Source organism: Halobellus rarus (assembly GCF_024494595.1).
Lineage (GTDB): Archaea > Halobacteriota > Halobacteria > Halobacteriales > Haloferacaceae > Haloquadratum > Haloquadratum rarum.
This window is the reverse complement of the sequence record NZ_JANHDI010000001.1, coordinates 161,102-180,023: the sequence shown is the minus strand read 5'-3', so window position 1 is coordinate 180,023 and position 18,922 is coordinate 161,102. Positions and strand designations below refer to the sequence as shown.

Sequence of the window (18,922 nt, the reverse complement as noted above, 5' to 3'; positions counted from 1 at the left end):
AAGACGTTCCGCGCCGCACGGTGAATCGAAAGCGCTGCATCGTCACCCCACAGACCGTGGTAACTCGATCCGGTGGGCGCGCCTCCGACAAATACCTATACCGCTGACGTCGAGACAGTATCCACTATGGCGTTGCGTCCCTCCGCAGACGACCTCCCGGCGTATCTCGCTCCGTTACCCGACCGGCTCGAGACGGTGACACTCCGTCTCGCCTGGGTGGTGATCGCCATCAATCTCGCGGGCACCGCGTTCGGCTTCTGGTACTACCGGTTTCAGCTCCAGAACACTCCACTCGTGATGTGGCCCGTCGTGCCCGACAGTCCGCTGGCGACGTTACTTATGGCCGCGAGCCTCGCGTCGTGGAGGCTCGGGCGGGACCGCGATTGGATTCACGCGCTGGCTTTTGTCGGAAATCTAAAGTACGGCCTCTGGGTGGTCGTCGTCCAACTCACGATCAACGACGTCCTCGCAACCGGCGATCCCTACCTCTGGTTCTTGTTCGTCAGTCACCTCGGGATGGGGTTACAGGCGTTCGTGATCTACCGGTACGCCGAGTTCACCGTCCCGGCCGTCGGCATCGCCACCGCCTGGTTCGGCTTCAACGACGTGGTCGATTACTTTCTCCCCATCGTCGGAGACTACCATCACACGTACTTCGGGCCGAATTTCGTCATTGCCGACCACGGCACCCGCGCACACGACGTTACCGCAGCCGCGGCTGTCGGTCTGACGATACTCGCAACGTTTCTCGCACTCGCGATTCGAATCCACCGATTAGAGGCCGAGACCGTCGGCGGAGACGAGTGACCCCGCGTCGAGGCCGACGTCGGGTCAGAAGGGCTGTCGTTCCTGTGTCCCGGTGATCGCGACCCCCGCGATCACCGGAAAGAGACTCCAACAGTCCGTGTCAGTCGTCCGCGGAGGCCGCCTCGGTCACGTCGAGTTCGCCCTCGGCGGCCGCGATGCCGGACGCGACGTCGACGTCGACGCCCGCGTCGTCCATCGCCTCGCCGACGGTCCGGACGCCCCGGAGGATGGCCTCGTCCGGGAGGCCGCCCATGTTGCTCACGCGGAAGATCGTCCCGCCGAGGTGGCCCTGTCCGCCGGAGATACCGACGTTGCGTGCGTCGACCCCGTCGAAGAACTCGTCGGCGTCGTCGCCCGAGACGGCGTCCGGCAGCGACACTGACGTGACGGTGTTCGAGAGATCCGTCTCGCCCGTCGCATCGGCGAAGAGGTCGAGTCCCATCGCGGTGAAGCCGGCGCGGAACGCCGCGGCCTGCCGTCGGTGTCTGGCGATCCGGGTCGGCATCGTCTCCTCGGCGATGTCCTCGACGGCGACCGCCATCGCGCGGAACAGCGGCACGGCGCTGGTGAAGGGCGTCTGATGGGACTCCGATTTTCGAAGGTGCCACTCCAGGTCCTCGTAGAACGGCGCCGACTCGCCCTCCAGGTCGTCTTTCACCTCTTCGGTGACGTACATCGCGCTGATGCCCGGCGGGGCCGCGAGCGCCTTCTGGGAATCTGTGACCGCGATGTCGACGTTCCACGCGTCGAGTTCGAAGACGTCGCCGCCGATGGAGGTGACGCCGTCGACGACGAATCGGGCGTCGCACTCCGCGGCGATCTCGCCCACGCCGGCGACGGGGTTCAAGAGCCCCGTGCTGGTCTCGTTGTGGACCATCGTCACCACGTCGGTCTCCTCGGTCACCACGGCGCGGACGTCTTCGAGGGGGATCGATTCCCCCCACGGGACCTCGACGCGCGTGACGTCGGCGTAGCGCTCGGCGATCCGCGCGAAGCGGCGGCCGAACTTCCCGTTGACGAGCGCGACGACGTGGCCGCCGTCTCCCACGAGGTTGGCGACGGCCGCCTCCATCCCCATCGAGGCGGTCCCGTTGAGAAGCAGCGAGGTGCCGCCTCCCTCGGTCGCCGTCGAGGACCCGTCGAGCGTCGACTGCTCGAAGATGTAGTCGAGACCGTCCTGTGCACGCTCGTAGACCGCCTCGAACGCCGCGGACCGGTGCGAGACCATCGGCTCGTCCATCGCCGCCGACACCTCGTCGGTGATGGGCACCGGACCGGGGTTGAGGAGCAGGAAGTCCTCTTCCATACGCGGCGATTGCGGCGCTGGGGGATAAGCGATACGGGTTTCCGCCGACAGTACGGTCGCTCGCGGGAGTTTACACGAATTCGAGTTTTCGGGCGCGGCCGACGCGTCCCCGTACCCGGCGGGGCGTCCAACTCTTCGCCGCCCGGGCCGTCGATCGAGTGAGCGACGAAGCACCTAACTCCGCGCCGTTCGATCCGTCGATAGAATGAGCGACGAGGCGGCGTCGGAGACGAACCCCTCGGGACGCGACGGCGAGGACGGCCCGGAACTGGCGTACGCCGACCCGGGCAATCCGTATCTCCGCGACCCCGACACCGACTTCGAACCGATCGAGGAGCTGAGCCGCGAGGCGGCCGAAGCCGAGGCCGAAGCGCTCAGAGCGGCGCTCCGAGAGCACGACCACCGCTACTACGTCCTGGCGGACCCCCTCGTCTCGGACCGCGCCTACGACGAGTTGTTCGCGCGGCTGCGGGACCTCGAATCCCACTTCGACCTCGACTCCGCGACGAGTCCCACTCGACGCGTCGGCGGGGAACCGCTCGACGAACTCGACGCGGTCGAACACCGCGCGCCGATGCTCTCGATCGAGCAGTCGACCGACGCCGACGACCTCCGGGAGTTCGATCGTCGGGTCCGCGAGGCGGTCGGCGACGTCGACTACGTCTGCGAGCCGAAGTTCGACGGCCTCTCGGTGGAGGTCGTCTACGAGGGCGGCGAGTACGTCCGAGCGGCGACCCGCGGCGACGGCACAGTCGGCGACGACGTGACCGAACAGGTGCGGACGGTCCGCTCGATTCCGCTGGCGCTCCGCGGCGACCATCCCGACTCGCTCGCGGTCCGCGGCGAGGTGTTCATGCCGCGAGACGCGTTCCGCGAGCACAACCGCGAGCGGATCGAGCGGGACGAGGAGCCGTTCGCGAACCCGAGAAACGCGGCCGCCGGGACGCTCCGGCAACTCGATCCCTCGGTCGTCGCCGACCGGCCGCTCGACTGCTTCTTCTACGACGTCCTGGACGCGAGCGAGGTGCCGGCGAGCCAGTCTGAGACGCTCGATCGCCTCCGCGAGTGGGGGCTCCACGTCAACGACCGCGTCGAGGTCGTCGCGGGGATAGAGCAGGCGATCGAGTACCGCGACGCGCTGCTGGAGGCGCGCGAGGACCTGAACTACGAGATCGACGGCACCGTGATCAAGGTCGACGCCCGCGACGCCCGCGAGGAGTTGGGGGCGACCAGCCGCGCCGTCCGCTGGGCCTTCGCCTACAAGTTCCCGCCGCGCGCGGAGGTGACACGGGTGACGGACGTCGTCGTGCAGGTGGGCCGGACCGGGCGGCTCACCCCCGTCGCGCTCCTCGAACCGGTCGACGTCGGCGGTGTCACCGTCTCCCGGGCGTCGCTGCACAACCCCGAGGAGATCGAACGCCTGGGCGTCGGCGTCGGCGACGAGGTGCGCGTCCGCCGCGCGGGCGATGTCATCCCCGAAGTCGCAGAGGTGCTCGAAAAACGCGCCGAGGGGACGTTCGACTTTCCCGAGACCTGTCCGGTCTGCAACAGCCCCGTCGAGCGCGACGGCCCGCTCGCGTTCTGTACGGGCGGGCTCACCTGCGACGCCCAGCTCGTCCGAGCGATCGTCCACTACGGAAGCCGGCAGGCGCTCGACATCGACGGCCTGGGCGAAGAGCGCGTCGAACAGCTCGTCGACTCGGGCGTCCTGACGTCGCTGCCAGACCTCTATCGGCTCTCAATCGAGGACCTAGCCGACCTGGAGAGCTGGGGCGAGACGAGCGCGGCGAACCTCGTGGACGCGGTCGACGCCACGCGATCACCACCGCTTCCCGACTTCCTGGTCGCGCTCGGAATCCCGGAGGTCGGGGGGAGCACGGCCCGGAACCTCGCGCGGGAGTTCGGCGACCTCGACGCGGTGATGGCGGCGAGCGAAGCGGAACTACAGGCCGTCGACGACGTGGGACCGACGGTCGCGACGCACGTCCGCGAGTTCTTCGCCAACGAGAAGAACCGCGCCGTCGTCGAGGAACTCCGCGACGTCGGCGTCGAGCCCGAATCGGTCGACACCGACGAGGCCGGCGACGCGCTCGACGGCCTGACGTTCGTCTTCACCGGGGCGCTGTCGGTGACGCGAGGAGAGGCCGAGGAGTTGGTCGAGCGCCACGGGGGTGCGGCGACCGGGAGCGTCTCGGGCAACACGGACTATCTGGTCGTCGGGGCGGACCCGGGACAGACGAAGCGCGACGACGCCGACGCGAACGACGTCCCGACGCTCGACGAGGACGGATTCGCAGACCTGCTCGGAGAGCGCGGGATCGAGTACCCGCCCGCGGAGTAGCGGAGTGACTGGCATACGACGAGTGTCGGATGCTCGGAGTGGGCTTCCGCTCGCTACGTGTCTCGTCGGGAAAAACAGCCCTGAACGCTGCTATAGCGAACGGAAACGACGGCTGTCGGAGTCAGCGTCACCGGTTCCGAAACCGGATCAAGCGTGGCGGCGGCCGGCGTCAGTCAGTCGTCCGCGGGAATTTCACCGGCGATCTGCGAATCGCAACATTCGCCGACGCTGATCTCCCCGTCGTTCTCGATACAGACCTCTTGGCCCGCATACACGAACGAGATCTCGACGTAACCGGGGCTCTCCACGAGCGCGTTCAGCGCGTCGGTATCGACCGAGTCGTAGAGCGGCGGCAACTTCAGCGCATCCGTGCCGGTGACACGCGCCACCTTCTCGACGATCTGCTCGGACACCGTGGACTCCATCATACACAGTCCACATAATGACACAATATAAATATTAGTCAGACAAGTTCATAATATTAGACACGTCCGGCCGCGGGCGAACGGTTTGTCCACCCCTCGACTCTCCGAGATCCGTCGCCGCCGGCCGCATCAGTGCTCGGAGCCATCGGGAGTGCCGATTCCGTCCGTAGCTGCAACCGACCGTCCGTATCGGCCCTGCGAGGTTCCTGGCAGGATGTCCCCTAGCAGGACTACAGATCGGCGCGTTCGAACGCCCAATATCCGACTACCGCGGGGATAACGATCCACGCGAGCAGGATCACGAACAGGAACCATCCCGAGAAGTAAAACGGCGGCGACCCTTCGAGGACGGGAGCGAGCACCGCGCGTTCGCCGAACGTGGTACTGACGAGACGGGCCTGCGCCGGACCGTAGTACAGTTGCGCTGCGAGCGTCTCGTAGGTCTTCAGCGGGTTCAGATACTTCAGGAAGACGCCGAGTTTGACGCGCGTGAGCTCCGCGACGCCGCCGGCACCGAGCTGTTCGGCCGCGTAGTTCAGGAGCTTCGGGATTCCCTCGGAGATCGACCCCCAAAGGATCGCGAAGACCAGGTACAGCCCCATCGTCGCGAGCGTCGCCTCGCGGTTCGAGTCGGCGAGCGCGGAGATGCTGAGTCCGACCGAGACGAACGCGACGCCCAGCAGCGCCGTGAGCGCGACCTGCGGGACGAACGAACCGAGTTCGAGCCGCGTCCCGGTCGCCAGGAGGACGACGAACGTCGCGAAGAAGCCGACTAGGAGCGCGGCGACCACGACGCCCGAGCGGCCGAGGAGCTTTCCGATCACGGCGTCGAGCCGCGAGTTCGGCAGCGACAGGAGCAGCTTGATCGACCCCGATTCGCGCTCCTCGGTGATCGAGCCGTACGACGTCGAGAGCGCGACGAACCCGAGGACGAGCGCGAGCAGACCGGGGAACGAGAAGCTGAACACGCCGAGGCTGGCGAAGAACCCGAAGAGGTTCGACACCTGGCGGCTGTCGGGACCCAAGAGCGCGCCGAAGAAGAGCGCCGCGGCCCCGCCGAGGAACAGCACGAAAAACAGCGTCGAGCCGTGGAGCCACCGCGAGCGGATCGCGTCGCGGAACTCCTTGCGGGCGACCGCCTGCCAACTCATCGCGCCACCTCCGTGTCCTCGGCGGATGCCTCGGAGTCCGCGTCGTCGCCTCCGTCTTCTTCGTCCGCAGTCCCGGCTTCCGTGGGGTCGTCAGTCCCGCCGGCCTCCTCTGCATCGGCAGCGTCGCTTCGCTCAGACTCGGCAGCCTCGCTTCGGTCGTTCTCGGCACCATCGCTGTCGTCGACGGCGACGTCGCTGTCGTCCTCCGTGTAGGCGAGGAACAGGTCCTCAAGGGAGGCCTCCTCGGTCGTGAAGTCGGTGACGGTGATCCCGCGTTCCTCCAGTTCCGTGACGACCGCCGTCTTGGCGTCGCTGTCGCAGGCCACCCGGAGCGCGTCGTCGCCGTCGCGGTCGACGCTCCGGACGCCCGCGAGGTCGCGGATCTCCGCGAGCACCTCGTCGGCGACGGGATCACCGACCGAAACGCGGAGCGTCGCGTCGGCGTCGGTCGCCTCGCGCAGCCCCTCGATGGAGTCGACCGCGACGAGTTCGCCGCCGCGGAGGATGCCGACGCGGTCGCAGACGGCCTCGACCTGTTCGAGGATGTGGCTGGAGAAGAACACGGTCGTGCCGCGCTCGGCCTCCGAGAGCACGATTTCCCGCATCTCCTTCGCGCCGGCGGGATCGAGTCCCGACGAGGGCTCGTCGAGGACCAAGAGATCCGGATCGCCGACGAGCGCCATCGCGAGCGCGAGGCGCTGTCGCATCCCCTTCGAGTAGCCGCCGGCCTTCCGGTCGGCCGCGTCTGCGAGGCCGACCCGCTCCAAGACGTCGTCGGGATCGGCGTCGACCTCCTTCGAGTCGATGGCGAACTCGACGTGCGCGCGGCCCGTCAACCGGTCGTACACGCCGAATCCCTCCGGGAGAACGCCAGTTCGCTCCCGGACGGCGACGCTCTCCTCGCGGGCGTCGTGGCCGAGAACAGTCACGGAGCCTTCGGTGGGCCGGACGAAGTCGAGCAGGACGTTGATCGTCGTCGACTTTCCGGCCCCGTTGGGGCCGAGAAAGCCGAACACCTCTCCCTCCTCGACCGTCAACGAGAGATCCGAAACGGCGGTGACGTCCTCGAAGCGCTTCGTCACCCCGTCGAGTTCGATAGCGGTCATAGGCGAGGGTTGTCAGGTCCGTGCATAAAGCGTTTGGTGGCGCAATCAGTGCTGAGACTCACCAGTCCGATTCCGGCGGCTGTCGACCCCGTTCGCACCTCGTCCTCGGATCTTACACCTCGTCTCCGGGCCTCACACCTCGTCGTCCGGATCGTACTGCTCGCGCATCCGCGCTACTTCCGCCGCATATCGCTCCCGAACTGCCTCGTCGTCGACTGGGTCGAGATCCGCCCGCTCCACGTCGACCGCGGCGCTCGTTCCGGAACCGCGCTGGCGCATAATGGTCGTCGAGAGCTGTTTGCGGCGCACGTGGGAGCCGTCCGGTGTCGCGTACACCATATCGACGAGTCCGCGGTCGGTGTACGTCCGTTCGACGAGCCAGCAGCGGACGGTGTCGTCGGGGTCTGCAGGACCGTCGGCGCGGTTCGCGGTGTCGTCGGCGCGGTTCGCGGCGTCGTCAGTGTCGTCCGCGTCGGCGTCGGTATCGGTCATATCTGTGCTCTTCGGGCGAGCGGTTTGTAGCTGCCGCCCTCATCCGGCCGGACGGCGTACCCGTCTCGCCGTGTCGTCGCGTCACGCTCAAGCCGCTCGGTCCGCTACGTACGACCGATGCAGCATAGCGAACTTCGCGAGCGCGCCGCGGAGTTACCCACCGAGCCTGGCGTCTACCAGTTCCTCGACGGCGACGACGTCCTCTACGTCGGCAAGGCGGTGGACGTCCGCGACCGGGTCCGCTCGTACGCCGACCCACGCGGCGAGCGGATCCGACGGATGGTCGAGCGCGCCCGCTCGATCGACGTCGCCGTCACCGACACCGAGACGCAGGCACTGCTGCTCGAAGCGAACCTGATCAAGCGGCACCAGCCGCGGTACAACGTCCGACTGAAAGACGACAAGTCGTACCCGCTCGTGCAACTCACGGACCACCCGGTCCCGCGAATCGAGGTGACGCGCGACCCGGACCCGGGCGCGACCGTCTTCGGGCCGTTCACCGACAAGGGTCGCGTCGATACCGTCGTGAAGGCGCTCCGGGAAGCCTACGGTCTCCGGGGCTGCTCGGATCACAAGTACGCGAACCGTGAGCGCCCCTGTCTGGACTACGAGATGGGGCTGTGCACCGCTCCCTGCACCGGCGAAATCGACGCCGACGCCTACCGCGAGGACGTCGAGTCCGCCGTCCGGTTCTTCGAGGGCGAGACGGGCGCGCTAGCCGATCCGCTCCGTCGGGAGATGGAAGAGGCGGCGGAGTCCGAGCAGTTCGAGCGCGCCGCGAACCTCCGGGACCGCCTCGACGCCGTCGAATCGTTCCACGGGGCGGGCGAGGAGGCCGTCTCCGCGCAGTCCGACGAACGCGCCGTCGACGTCCTCGGCGTCGCGGTCGAGGGCGACGGCGCGACGGTGGCGCGACTGCACAGCGAGCGCGGGCAGCTCGTCGACCGCTCGCGGCACCGCCTCGACGCCCCCGAGGGCGGCGAGCGCTCGGCCGCGGTGCTCACGGCGTTTCTCACGCAGTACTACGCCGAGCGCGACCTGCCGGACGCCATCCTCTGCTCGGAACGCCCCGACGACAGGGACGTCCTCGCGTGGCTGGACGCCGAGGGCGTCGACGTCCGCGTCCCCGGCGCGGGCCGGGAGTCGAAGCTCGTCGACCTCGCGCTCAAGAACGCCCGGACCGGCTCCGACCGCCGCGACGGAGCGGGGGCGCTCGCCGACGCGCTCGGGCTGTCTTCGATCACCCGAATCGAGGGCTTCGACGTGAGCCACGCCGGCGGCACGGCGGTCGTCGGCAGCGACGTCTGCTTCGTCGACGGGTCGGCCGAGAAGTCCGACTACCGCCGCAAGCGACTCGCCGACGGCAACGACGACTACGCACGGATGCGCGAACTGGTCCGCTGGCGGGCCGAACGGACGGTCGAAGGCCGGGACGACCGACCGGACCCCGATCTCCTTCTGGTCGACGGCGGCGAGGGGCAACTCGGGGCCGCGCGGGACGCGCTCGCGGAGGTAGGCTGGGACGTGCCGGTCGTCGCACTCGCGAAAGAGCGGGAGCTCGTGATCACGCCCGAGGGCGTCCACGACTGGGACAGCGACGATCCGGCGCTACACCTCCTTCAGCGCGTGCGCGACGAGGCGCACCGCTTCGCCGTCCAGTACCACCAGACCCTCCGCGACGACGTGCGGACGGTTCTAGAGGACGTGCCGGGCGTCGGCGAACAGACCCGGCGTGCGCTCCTCAGGCGGTTCGGGAGCGTCGAGAACGTCCGCGAGGCGTCGACGGCAGACCTGACAGACGTTCCGGGCGTCGGCGAGGGAACGGCGCGGACGCTTCGGGAACGACTGTGAGCGCGGCGTCGAGAGCGGCTGATACTCTGATCCGACGGTTGGGACGCGCAACGAGTGGCTGACAGCCGGCACAACCGCTGACCGCAGACCCCCGCGTCGTCGTGCCGAACAACCGCGTCCGACGCGAGGGTGCTTGCTACGTCACGGGGACCCTGGCCGCTCGATCGTATATAAACGCACGCGGTCGGGCGGTCGCTGTGCCGCGGTCGGTTCGCGTCCGCGCCCGGCGCGAGCCGAATCCTTAATACTCGATAATTCCCCACGTCGTAGTATGGACGATATTTTCGTCGCGCGCGTGATGTCCTCGCCGGTGCACACCGTCTCCCCCGACACGCTGGTCGAGGACGCCGCACAGCGGATGCTGGACGAAGAGATCGGATCGGTCGTCGTCGTCGACGACGGCCAGCTCGTCGGCATCCTCACCAACACCGACTTCGTGAAGATCGTCGCCGAGCGGAAACCGAAGGATCGGACGCCGGTCTCGGCGTACATGTCCGAAACGGCGGTGACGACGACCGCGCAGGTCCCGATCGCACAGGTCGCCGAGTCGATGATCGAACACGGTATCCACCACGTCCCGGTCGTCGACGACGACGGCGCAGTCATCGGGATGGTGACCACCACCGACCTGGCGTCGTACGTCTCCCACCTCCGGACGACCGCGTAGTCGACGGTTCCAGCCCGAGTGTCGTGCCACGGTCCGCCGACGCGGACCGTGTCGCTCACACGCCGGTTTCGCGCCGAGAGAGCAGCGCAGCAGCGTCGCGGAAAAGAAAATCTCCCGTGGCGGTCGGGTCGCTCAGGCGATCTTCTCGTACTGCTCGGACAGCTTCTCGGCGGCCTCGTCCATCAGTTCCCGCTCGTACTCGTCGAGGTCCCACTCGACGACCGCTTCGACGCCGTCGGCACCGAGTTTCAGCGGGACGCCGAAAGCGGTGTCCTCGTACCCGAACTCGCCGTCGAGGGCGATCGACCCCGGGAGCACCTCGCCGGTGTCGCGGAGGATCGCTTCGACGGTGTGCGCGACGCCCGTGGCGGGCCCCCACTGGGTCGCGCCCTTGCGCTCGATGACGTCCATCGCCGACTCCTGGAGGTCGCCGAGGATCTCCTCGCGCTCGTCGGGCGAGAACTCGGGGTCCGCGCCGTCGACGCGGACCTTCGAGAAGACGGGCACCTGCGCGTCGCCGTGCTCGCCGAGGATCGTCCCCTCGACGTTCTTCACGGGCGCGTCGAACCGCTGGCTGAGCACGTAGCGGAACCGCGCGGAGTCGAGGCGGCCGCCGAAGCCGATCACCTTGTGTCGGTCCCGGTCGCCGGACTCGTAGAGGTGCCGGTTCAGCAGGTCGACCGGGTTCGAGGTCGTGACGGAGACGAAGTCGTCGTTGTGCTCCGCGAGCGACGAGCCGATGTCTTCCATAATCGGCGCGTTGTCGCCGGCGAGGTCGATCCGCGTCTGGCCCGGCTGACGCGGAATTCCGGCGGTGATGACGACGACGTCCGATCCCGCGGTGTCCTCGTAAGTGCCCTGGACGATCTCGGTGTTGGAGTCGTAAGCGACGCCGTGGTTCGCGTCCGCGGCCTGTCCGACCGTCTCGTCCTCTTTGTCGGGGATGTCGACGAAGACGAGTTCGTCCACGACGTCCCGGAGCGCGAGATTGTACCCGGCGGCGGCACCGACCGTTCCGGCGGCACCGACCACGCTGACTTTCGTCATATCGAGTAGAGAAGGCGTCGGAATTCGATTAAACGCTTCGGAAGTCCGGGATTCGAACCCCGGTCGGACGTGCTCGCTCCGCTGCGCGCGACCTCCCTGATTCGAATCCCGCGTGCCGGTTCGCTCGTCGCTTCGCTCCTCGCTGTACGGGCGCGACGGGATCCCCGCGAACGAAGTGAGCGGGGAGTCGTCGCGCGAGTGAAATCTCCGATTTCACGAGCGCGACGGGATTCGAACCCGCGACCATCGGATTAGAAGTCCGACGCTCTGTCCGACTGAGCTACGCGCCCTCGTGGCAGTCAAATCGGTCGCGGGTAAAAAGGAATACGGGTTCGGCGTCGAGAGCGACCCGATCCGGCGTCGAATCCGCGTCGGCGAGCGCGACCGAGACCGCCGAGCGCAACGCGTAAGGTCGGGTGCCGTGAATCGACGCGTAATGAAGGTCATCGGCACCGTCGGACTGCCAGGCAGCGGCAAGGGCGAGGCCGCCGCCGTCGCCCGCGAGGCGGACGTTCCGGTCGTCACGATGGGCGACGTGATTCGGAAGGCCTGCCGCGACCGCGGCTTCGACCCCGCAGAGCACCACGGCGAGATGGCGCGGACGCTCCGCGAGGAGGGCGGCCCCGCGGCCATCGCCGAGCAGTCGCTCCCGCTGATCGAGTCCGAACTGGAGGCGAGCGACGCCGTTCTCGTCGACGGCCTGCGCTCGGACGTCGAACTGGACCGCTTCCGCGAGGCGTTCGGCGATGACTTCCTGCTCGTGAGCATCGAAGCGCCGTTCGAGACGCGCGCGGAGCGCCTGCTCGAACGCGACCGCGACGACTCCGACGTCGACAGGGAGGCGCTGCGCGACCGCGAGGAGCGCGAGCTCGGGTTCGGGATGGGCGAGGTGATGGACCGCGCGGACGTCGTCGTCGAGAACACCGACTCGCTGTCGGCGTTCCGCGAGCGGATCCGGGCGATCCTCGACGGCGACGTCGCGGGTCTCAGAGAGGACGAGTACGTTCGCGTCGCCGAATTCGCCGCCGAGGGCTCCGGTTCGACCGCCGAACGCCCCGACGGAACACCCGAGGCCGACGCCGGTGAGTCGCGATGATCTACCGCATCGACGCGCGGATCGTCGCGCCGGTCCGCGACACGGAGGTGACAGACCGCGTCGAGGACGCCGTTCGAAATCTGTTCCCGAACGTCGAGTTCGAACACCGGCCGGGCGAACTGGTGGGCGAGACGCACTCGCTGGAACGCTTCTCCGAACGACTGCACGAACAGGAGATCCTCGAGACCGCGCGCACGGAGTTCTTCAAGCGCGCCGACGACGAGGGGTTCTCCTTCGCGCTGAAGAAGCAGGCCGCGTTCAAGGGCGTGATCAACTTCGCCGTCGGCAACCCCGACGAACTTGGCGACATCCACGTGCACGTCACCGTCAACGAACCCGACGTCGAGTCGTACGTCGACCACGTCGCGCCGCCGACGGAGGAGGGACGGCCGGTCGACCCCGACGAGCGGGAGTGACGCGCGAGCGACGCCAGATCGTCGCGAACGATTCCGAGGCCCTCGAAACTCACATCGGTGCGAGAAGCAGGAGCAGCGCCGCCGCGATGAAGACGATTTTCAGCGCCGTGTTGACGGCGATCACCTTCGAGCCGAACTTCGGCCCCCAGATCCCGTACTGGAACGGAATCGAGCGCTTGAACGTCGAGACCGCGAAGGAGACGATCCCGCCCAGGAGCATCGTGGCCACCGCTGTCCGCGGGGTGAACGTCGATCCGATCATCGGCGCGATGGTCGCGGCTCCGGCAGTCGTGTCGAAAGCGAACACCGCGATGACCGGCAGCGACGCCCCGGGAAGACCCAAGAGCGCCGTCAGGGGTTCGGCGATCGCAGTGGCCGATTCCAGATCGTACGTCCTGACGAGGAGCGTGACGAGGGCGTAGACGACAGCCAGCCGCGGGACGATGCGCTTCAGTTTCGGCCACGTCTTCTCGCCGGCGGTCCGGAGGACGTCGAGCGGCGGTTCGGAGTCGTCGTCGACGGCAGCGGCACCCGTTTCGCCGCCGGTCGCCGCGGGATCGGCGTCGTCGGTGGCGCTCGCGATCCCGCCGTCCGGCGTCGTCGCCGGAGCGTCGACGCGATCGCTCACCCCTTCGCGGCGAGAGAGCAGGATCGCACCGGCGAGTACCCCGGCGATCGTGATTCCGAGCGCGATGGCGGCGCGCGCGCCGACGTAGAGCAGACCGACCTCGAGACCGAGAATCGGGATCAACACCGGCGCGTAGAAGGTGAAGATGTGCTGGACGAACCCGAAGAACGTGTTCATCGTGACGGCGATCAGCGTCTCGACGTCGTCGAGGCGGCCGGACTCGCGGAAGTCCGCGAGCATCCCGTAGCCCGCGGTCGTCGACGCCGCGGTGGTGACGATCGCGGTCCCGACCTCGTCGGGGAGGTTCGCCGGGCGGGTGAGGTACTTCGAGACGGTGGCGATCTTCTCGACGAGACCGAAGCCGACGGCGACGTTCGCGAGGAAGACGCCGACCGCGATGAAGACCGCGATGCGAGCGACTCGCGGGGCGACCTCGACGAGGACGGGCCAGACGGACTCGACGATCCCTGCCGGTTGCACGCGCGCCGCTTGGCGCGCGGACGACTAATCGGCGTCGGTTCCGCGGCCCCGACCGTCGGCCAGTCTCTCCCCGTGAGTCACAGACGCCTGCATCAGAGTTCGCGTTTCATACGTCCTCCAGCAGTTCGAGCGTCTTTCGATCGGATTCGCCGCCGTAATACCGCTCTAGGGCCGTCCTGAACGGCGTCGGATCGTCCGCGATTGTATCGAAGAGCGTCATCGACGAGCGAAACTTCAGATCGTCCGGTGATCCGAATATCTCGTTCGCGGAGCGTCCCTCCACGGCGTTCACGATCGCTGTGCAGTCACGGAGTCGGGGGCCGAGTGTGGAATGTGCCAGGTACGCTTCGGCCTCCTCTCGCGAATCGATCGCATAGTACTGGGCCGTCTGGCTGCTTCCGAGCCCCTTCATCTGCGGGAAAACGTACCACATCCAGTGGGAACGTTTCCGGCCCGACCGCAGCTCCCGTTTGGCCTCGTCTATGACGGGGTCCTGCGCCTCGACGAACCGTTGCAAGTCGTGTGGATCGGCGGATCGTGTCATACGAGTAGACAGTTCGGTTTCTCGGAGGTCTCGGTTAAAACGGTTGGTGGCAGAAGGCGTTCCGCGTCCGAACGCTGCGGGAACTCCCCCGTGGAGTCGAACGAACCGGGGACAACGTCGCCCTCGTCACAGGAACACCTGCACGGTCGCGAACAGCACCACGACGCCGAGGACGTCGCAGGTGTTGGTGACGACCGGGATGACGACGTCGTCGGGGTCGAGACTGAACCGATAGGCGACGTACGTGACCGAGACGGTCACCGCGACCGCGAGAACGGCGAGCGCGACCCCCGAACTGAGCGCGATGGCAACCACGGTTCCGGGAGCGAGTTGGACACTGCCGAAGAGCGCGGTGAGCCCCCACGCGCCGATCCCCACGAGCGGAAAGATCGAGAGCGCGAGCGCGAGCGTGGCGACGGCGTTGCCGGCGAGGTGTTCGTCAGCCGGATCGAACGAGAGCGTTCCGAGGTGAAACGACGTCGAGAGCCGCGCCGCGAGGATACTCCCGAGGTTCCCGGCCGTCCCGATCGTCACCGGAACGAGCGCGAGCAGCGTCGGATACTGGAGCAGTTGCGCCTCGAACTGGCCGAGTACGAGGCCGCTGCCGACTTCGACGAGCGTCAGGGCGAGAAGCACCGGGAGCATCGCGCGCGTGATCGCACTGACGGTCCAGTCGGTCGCCACTCAGATCACCCCGGCGGCGAACAGGACGAGTCTGACCGCCACGAGCAGAAAGAGCATCCCGAAGAGGTCGCCCGTCGTCGTCACCAGCGGTCCCACGAGCGTGTCGGGGTCGCGGCCGCGGCGGTAGCCGGCGAAGACGGCGGTGACGACGACCCCCGCGAGCGCGACGCCCGAGAGCAGCCCCGAGAGGAGCGCGGTCGCGACGAGCACGGGCAGCGGTGCGACAGTGTCGCCGAGGACGGTGAGAATCGAGAACACCGCCACCGCCGCGAACGACGACACGAGCAGACCGTTCGCGAGGGCCGCCGCAACCGCCGCGCGGAGGCGCTCGTCGCCGGCACGGATGCGCGGTTCCACGAGCCCCTGATGGAGCGCGGTCGAGATGCGCGCGCCGAGCGAGCCGTAGACGTTGCCGCGGGTCGCGAGCAGCGCGGGAACGAGAACGAGTAGTCCGGGGACCGCGCGCAGTTCCGCGCGCATCCCGCTGAGGACGACGCCCGCGAACAGGCCCCCGACGAGGCTCGCACCGAGCGCTGGGAGCGCCTCGCGATAGGCGTCGCGAGCCACCTCCCGGACTGTCATACGACGGTCGACGGGTGCGGGGGTGAAAAATCGGACGTGTCGCGGCCGGCGTCGAACGCGTCGTGGTCGACGGAGAGCGTGTCGCGGCCGGCGTCGAACGCGTCGCGGCCGGCGGAGAAATCAAAACGTTATCCGAACGGACCGAGGCCGCCACCACCACCGCCGCCGAGACCGCCCATTCCGCCGCCACCGCCGCCCTGGTTCTGGAGCTTCTTCATCATCCGCTGCATGTCGCCGTCGCCCATCCCCTGGAACTGCTGGATGGTCTGTTCCATCATCTTGTGCTGTTCGAGGAGTTCGCGGACGGTCTCCTCGTCCTGTCCGGAGCCGCGGGCGATACGACGGGTGCGGGAAGCGCCGATCGAGCGGGGGTTCTCCAGTTCGTCGTCGGTCATCGAGTCCATAATGACGTCGAAGGCGTGCATCCGGTCCTGCGTGACGTCCATCGCGTCGTCCGGCAGCTGATCCTTGAAGCCGCCGCCGAGACCGGGGATCATATCGAGGACCTGATCGAGCGGCCCCATCCGGTTCATCGCCTCCATCTGCTTCTGCATATCCTTGAGGGTAAACGACCCCTCCATGATGTCTTCTGGGTCCCAATCGTCCTCTTCCTCTCCCGTCTCGGCCATCGCGCGCTCGACGCGCTCGGAGAGTTGCTTGAGGTCGCCCATCCCCAACAGCCGGGAGATGAAGCCGTTGGGCTCGAAGCGCTCGATGTCTTGGACGGTCTCGCCCGTCCCGAGGAAGGCGATCGAGGAGCCGGTCTCGTTGACGGCGGTCAGCGCGCCGCCGCCCTTCGCCGTCCCGTCGAGTTTGGTGACGACGACGCCGCCGATACCGATCGCGTCGTCGAACTCGCGGGCCTGCTCTTTCGCGCCCTGGCCGATCGCGGCGTCGAGGACGAGCAGCGAGCGGTCGGGGTCGACGACCGACTCGATCTCCTCGATCTCGGCGATGAGGTCGTCCTCGAGGGCGTGTCGACCGGCGGTGTCGACGATGTGGACGTCGGCGTCCTCGGTGGCTTCGAGTCCCTCGCGGGCGATTGTGACCGGATCAGACTCGTCGGGGTCGCCGTAGAACTCCACCTCGGCGCGCTCGCACATCTGCTTGGCCTGGTCGTACGCGCCGGGGCGGAAGGTGTCGGTCTGGATGACGGCCGGGCGGAGCCCCTTCTTCGAGAACCACCACGCCATCTTCGCGGCGCTCGTGGTCTTGCCCGATCCCTGGAGCCCGGCGAGGAGGATGGTCTGGGACTCCAGCGGGAGGTCCGTGGACTCGCCGACGAGGTCGACGAGTTCCTCGTAGACGATCCTGAGGACGTGGTCCCGCGCGGACGTGCCGGCGGGCGGTTCCTCTTCGGTCGCGCGCGCTTCTATCGACGAGGAGAGATCCATCACGAGGTCGACTTCGACGTCGGCGGAGAGCAGCGAGCGCTGAATCTCCTTGACGATCTCCTCGACGTCCTCCTCGTCGAGGCGGGACTTCCCCTGCAGTTTGTCGAGACTGCTGCGAAGGGAACTCCCGAGATTATCGAGTACCATTACCGCTCTCTACGCTACCGCGCGGGTAAAGGCTTTTTCTGCGACGCCGGCGATCGATCTCTCGTGACGTTCGTGTCCGAATTCGCGATACCCGCCGTCGTTCCCGCTACCGCCGCTCCCGCTGCCGTCGCTCCCGAGGCCGTCGGCTTCGTCGCCAGGTCCGTTGCCGCCGTCGCCACCGACCTCGCAGCGTTCGTTCCGGGCCTCGCCACCTACCTCGCCTTCTGCGCGGCCGCCGTCGCGCTCATCCTCGCGCCCGGCCCGGACACGATGTACGTCCTCGCACGGGGAGTTCAGAGCCGCGACGCCGGCGTCCGGTCGGCCCTCGGAATCTCGACCGGCGTCCTCCTCCACACCGCGGCGGCGACGCTCGGCCTCGCCGCGCTCCTCCGCGCGACCCCCGCCGCGTACCGGATCGTCAAGTATGCCGGCGCGGCCTATCTCGTCTTCCTCGGCGTGCGGGCGATCAGGAACGACGAGTTCGGATCGGCGGGCGAAGACGGTACCGCGGGGGGAGACGGAGCGCCCTCGGCGGCGACGGGGAGCTTCCGCCGCGGCGTCCTCGTCAACGCGCTCAACCCGAAAGTCGCGCTGTTCTTCCTCGCGTTCCTCCCGGGGTTCGCGGGCTCCGGCCCCGACGCCGCCCCGCGAATGCTGCTTCTGGGGGCGACCTACGCTGCGCTGACGGCGGTGTACCTCTCCGGCGTCGCCGTCGCGTCGGGACGCGTCGGGGACGTACTCTCCTCGGCGACGACGACCTCGCGGCTGAGTTGGCTCGGCGGCGGCGCGATGATCACGCTGGGACTGACGCTGGCGATCGACTGATCGCGAACGGTTTCGAAGTAAGATAGTTGTTCCCAGGCCACGTACCCACAGGAAATGGCTGCGATCCGATCGTCTTTCCCGTGCTACCATCCCATCGAGGATGCGTGTATCGACGCTATCGGGACGCGTCGTCGCTCTCGCACCGCCCGCCCGAGCCCGCTCGTTCCACACGGGGCGAGGGGAGACGCGAGAAAGATCGCGCGGGACCTCGCGACGGAGTGATCGTTATGCACGAATCCGACAGTCGATGCACCTACTGGGACCCCTCGGAGTGTACCGGGACGCCGTTTTGTCCGCCGCGGTGTCCCCGGTTCATCGACGGGGAGGAAACCCCGCTACTCGTCCGCCGCTACGAGGATCGAGAGTTCGACGCGGTCGTGAGAATGTACGAGGACCTCGATCCGGCGAACCGCACGATGGGCCTGCCGCCGGCGAATCGAGACCGGCTCGAACAGTGGCTGACCAGGCTCACCGAGAACGGCTGGAACCTGGTCGCCGTCGACGACGATCGCGTCGTCGGACACGTCGGCGTCGTCCCCGCCACGACCGAAGATCCCCAGTTCGTGATCTTCGTTCACGACGACTATCAGAACCGCGGGGTCGGCTCCGAACTGATCAAGCACCTCATCGCGTCCGCCGCCGACAGAGGCCACGACGCGCTTCAACTCGACGTCGCGAAGGAGAACCGCCGCGCCATCTCCGTCTACCGGAACGTCGACTTCGAGGTTACCGAACGGAAGGCGACGGGTCTCTCGATGGAGCTCTCTCTGGACGCCGCGATCGTGGAGGCGGTACAGCGACCGCCGGCAGAACGGTGATACTGTCGGCTGTAACTATTTCGGGAGATCCGCGACCCCGGGGTCGCGGAATGCTTCGCAGATTTACAGCCGACAGTATGACTGCCCCGGCATCGAGTAGTTTGGGGAGACTGTC

The 18,922-nt window shown here is 67.8% G+C and carries 19 protein-coding genes and 1 tRNA gene; 8 read left to right on the top strand and 12 right to left on the bottom strand.

The genetic code is table 11. The annotated features are described in order from the left end of the window. The first annotated feature begins 126 nt into the window (after positions 1-126). Complete coding sequence (locus NO876_RS00955) at positions 127-807, top strand: DUF1405 domain-containing protein (RefSeq protein ID WP_256419804.1); 681 nt, start codon at positions 127-129, stop codon at positions 805-807. Between the two features lie 100 nt (positions 808-907). Here NO876_RS00955 and NO876_RS00950 read toward each other — a convergent pair whose 3' ends face one another. After that, a complete protein-coding gene (locus NO876_RS00950; protein WP_256419803.1) occupies positions 908-2,113 on the bottom strand; it encodes a pyridoxal-phosphate-dependent aminotransferase family protein in 1,206 nt (401 codons plus the stop codon). Between the two features lie 205 nt (positions 2,114-2,318). On the opposite strand from NO876_RS00950, the gene ligA reads away from it, so the two are divergent. Next, positions 2,319-4,454: an NAD-dependent DNA ligase LigA gene (gene ligA, locus NO876_RS00945; RefSeq protein WP_256419802.1), complete on the top strand. Its 2,136-nt coding sequence runs from the start codon at positions 2,319-2,321 to the stop codon at positions 4,452-4,454. Between the two features lie 173 nt (positions 4,455-4,627). Here the strand turns inward: ligA and NO876_RS00940 are convergent, their stop codons facing one another. The 4 genes from NO876_RS00940 to NO876_RS00925 all read right to left on the bottom strand — a co-directional run bounded on the left by NO876_RS00940 (position 4,628) and on the right by NO876_RS00925 (position 7,628). Further along, entirely contained in the window at positions 4,628-4,882 is a 255-nt protein-coding gene (locus NO876_RS00940; RefSeq protein WP_256419801.1) for a HalOD1 output domain-containing protein, read from the bottom strand. A 227-nt stretch (positions 4,883-5,109) separates the two neighbouring features. Further along, on the bottom strand, positions 5,110-6,030 hold the full coding sequence (locus NO876_RS00935) for an ABC transporter permease (RefSeq protein WP_256419800.1): 921 nt from the start codon (positions 6,028-6,030) through the stop codon (positions 5,110-5,112). Beyond that, positions 6,027-7,136 carry an ABC transporter ATP-binding protein gene (locus NO876_RS00930; protein WP_256419799.1) on the bottom strand — a complete coding sequence of 370 codons (1,110 nt, stop codon included), beginning with the start codon at positions 7,134-7,136 and terminating at the stop codon, positions 6,027-6,029. Before NO876_RS00930 ends, NO876_RS00935 begins: the two co-directional genes overlap by 4 nt. Before the next feature lie 132 nt (positions 7,137-7,268). After that, on the bottom strand, positions 7,269-7,628 hold the full coding sequence (locus tag NO876_RS00925; protein WP_345780722.1) for a DUF7967 family protein: 360 nt from the start codon (positions 7,626-7,628) through the stop codon (positions 7,269-7,271). A gap of 117 nt (positions 7,629-7,745) precedes the next feature. On the opposite strand from NO876_RS00925, the gene NO876_RS00920 reads away from it, so the two are divergent. Together NO876_RS00920 and NO876_RS00915 are read left to right on the top strand one after the other, a co-directional pair. Next, entirely contained in the window at positions 7,746-9,479 is a 1,734-nt protein-coding gene (locus tag NO876_RS00920; RefSeq protein ID WP_256419798.1) for an excinuclease ABC subunit C, read from the top strand. A 271-nt stretch (positions 9,480-9,750) separates the two neighbouring features. Then, positions 9,751-10,146, top strand: a complete 396-nt coding sequence (locus NO876_RS00915) for a CBS domain-containing protein (protein WP_256419797.1) — start codon at positions 9,751-9,753, stop codon at positions 10,144-10,146. A gap of 132 nt (positions 10,147-10,278) precedes the next feature. Here NO876_RS00915 and mdh read toward each other — a convergent pair whose 3' ends face one another. After that, a complete protein-coding gene (gene mdh / locus NO876_RS00910; protein ID WP_256419796.1) occupies positions 10,279-11,193 on the bottom strand; it encodes a malate dehydrogenase in 915 nt (304 codons plus the stop codon). Between the two features lie 216 nt (positions 11,194-11,409). After that, positions 11,410-11,483: transfer RNA gene (locus tag NO876_RS00905), tRNA-Arg, on the bottom strand. 146 nt (positions 11,484-11,629) lie between these two features. Between NO876_RS00905 and NO876_RS00900 the strand changes: the two genes are divergently transcribed. Together NO876_RS00900 and NO876_RS00895 are read left to right on the top strand one after the other, a co-directional pair. Further along, positions 11,630-12,289 (top strand): AAA family ATPase, encoded by a 660-nt coding sequence (locus tag NO876_RS00900; RefSeq protein ID WP_256419795.1) that lies wholly within the window; start codon positions 11,630-11,632, stop codon positions 12,287-12,289. Next, positions 12,286-12,705, top strand: coding sequence for an RNA-binding domain-containing protein (locus tag NO876_RS00895; protein WP_256419794.1), 420 nt, complete (start codon positions 12,286-12,288; stop codon positions 12,703-12,705). Before NO876_RS00900 ends, NO876_RS00895 begins: the two co-directional genes overlap by 4 nt. Positions 12,706-12,754: 49 nt before the next feature. Here NO876_RS00895 and NO876_RS00890 read toward each other — a convergent pair whose 3' ends face one another. From NO876_RS00890 to NO876_RS00870, 5 genes are all read right to left on the bottom strand, one after another. After that, positions 12,755-13,813, bottom strand: a complete 1,059-nt coding sequence (locus tag NO876_RS00890; RefSeq protein WP_256419793.1) for a nucleoside recognition protein — start codon at positions 13,811-13,813, stop codon at positions 12,755-12,757. A gap of 106 nt (positions 13,814-13,919) precedes the next feature. Next, entirely contained in the window at positions 13,920-14,357 is a 438-nt protein-coding gene (locus NO876_RS00885) for a DUF1810 domain-containing protein (protein WP_256419792.1), read from the bottom strand. Positions 14,358-14,483: 126 nt separating this feature from the next. Next, entirely contained in the window at positions 14,484-15,041 is a 558-nt protein-coding gene (locus NO876_RS00880; RefSeq protein WP_256419791.1) for a magnesium transporter, read from the bottom strand. Then, the gene (locus NO876_RS00875; RefSeq protein WP_256419790.1) at positions 15,042-15,623 is read right to left on the bottom strand and encodes a magnesium transporter; all 582 of its coding nucleotides are present in this window, start codon (positions 15,621-15,623) and stop codon (positions 15,042-15,044) included. A 128-nt stretch (positions 15,624-15,751) separates the two neighbouring features. Further along, the gene (locus NO876_RS00870; protein ID WP_256419789.1) at positions 15,752-17,164 is read right to left on the bottom strand and encodes a signal recognition particle protein Srp54; all 1,413 of its coding nucleotides are present in this window, start codon (positions 17,162-17,164) and stop codon (positions 15,752-15,754) included. A 63-nt stretch (positions 17,165-17,227) separates the two neighbouring features. On the opposite strand from NO876_RS00870, the gene NO876_RS00865 reads away from it, so the two are divergent. After that, complete coding sequence (locus NO876_RS00865; protein WP_256419788.1) at positions 17,228-17,989, top strand: LysE family translocator; 762 nt, start codon at positions 17,228-17,230, stop codon at positions 17,987-17,989. Between the two features lie 227 nt (positions 17,990-18,216). After that, positions 18,217-18,807, top strand: a complete 591-nt coding sequence (locus NO876_RS00860; protein WP_256419787.1) for a GNAT family N-acetyltransferase — start codon at positions 18,217-18,219, stop codon at positions 18,805-18,807. Positions 18,808-18,922: the final 115 nt, after the last annotated feature.

Coding starts and splice junctions, on each gene's coding strand:
- NO876_RS00915 (WP_256419797.1), top strand. CDS start 9,751: ATGGACGATATTTTCGTCGCGCGCGTGATGTCCTCGCCGGTGCACACC.
- NO876_RS00940 (WP_256419801.1), bottom strand. CDS start 4,882: ATGATGGAGTCCACGGTGTCCGAGCAGATCGTCGAGAAGGTGGCGCGT.
- mdh (WP_256419796.1), bottom strand. CDS start 11,193: ATGACGAAAGTCAGCGTGGTCGGTGCCGCCGGAACGGTCGGTGCCGCC.
- NO876_RS00920 (WP_256419798.1), top strand. CDS start 7,746: ATGCAGCATAGCGAACTTCGCGAGCGCGCCGCGGAGTTACCCACCGAG.
- NO876_RS00930 (WP_256419799.1), bottom strand. CDS start 7,136: ATGACCGCTATCGAACTCGACGGGGTGACGAAGCGCTTCGAGGACGTC.
- NO876_RS00925 (WP_345780722.1), bottom strand. CDS start 7,628: ATGACCGATACCGACGCCGACGCGGACGACACTGACGACGCCGCGAAC.
- NO876_RS00955 (WP_256419804.1), top strand. CDS start 127: ATGGCGTTGCGTCCCTCCGCAGACGACCTCCCGGCGTATCTCGCTCCG.
- NO876_RS00900 (WP_256419795.1), top strand. CDS start 11,630: ATGAAGGTCATCGGCACCGTCGGACTGCCAGGCAGCGGCAAGGGCGAG.
- NO876_RS00885 (WP_256419792.1), bottom strand. CDS start 14,357: ATGACACGATCCGCCGATCCACACGACTTGCAACGGTTCGTCGAGGCG.
- ligA (WP_256419802.1), top strand. CDS start 2,319: ATGAGCGACGAGGCGGCGTCGGAGACGAACCCCTCGGGACGCGACGGC.
- NO876_RS00950 (WP_256419803.1), bottom strand. CDS start 2,113: ATGGAAGAGGACTTCCTGCTCCTCAACCCCGGTCCGGTGCCCATCACC.
- NO876_RS00935 (WP_256419800.1), bottom strand. CDS start 6,030: ATGAGTTGGCAGGCGGTCGCCCGCAAGGAGTTCCGCGACGCGATCCGC.
- NO876_RS00895 (WP_256419794.1), top strand. CDS start 12,286: ATGATCTACCGCATCGACGCGCGGATCGTCGCGCCGGTCCGCGACACG.
- NO876_RS00860 (WP_256419787.1), top strand. CDS start 18,217: ATGCACGAATCCGACAGTCGATGCACCTACTGGGACCCCTCGGAGTGT.
- NO876_RS00875 (WP_256419790.1), bottom strand. CDS start 15,623: ATGACAGTCCGGGAGGTGGCTCGCGACGCCTATCGCGAGGCGCTCCCA.
- NO876_RS00870 (WP_256419789.1), bottom strand. CDS start 17,164: ATGGTACTCGATAATCTCGGGAGTTCCCTTCGCAGCAGTCTCGACAAA.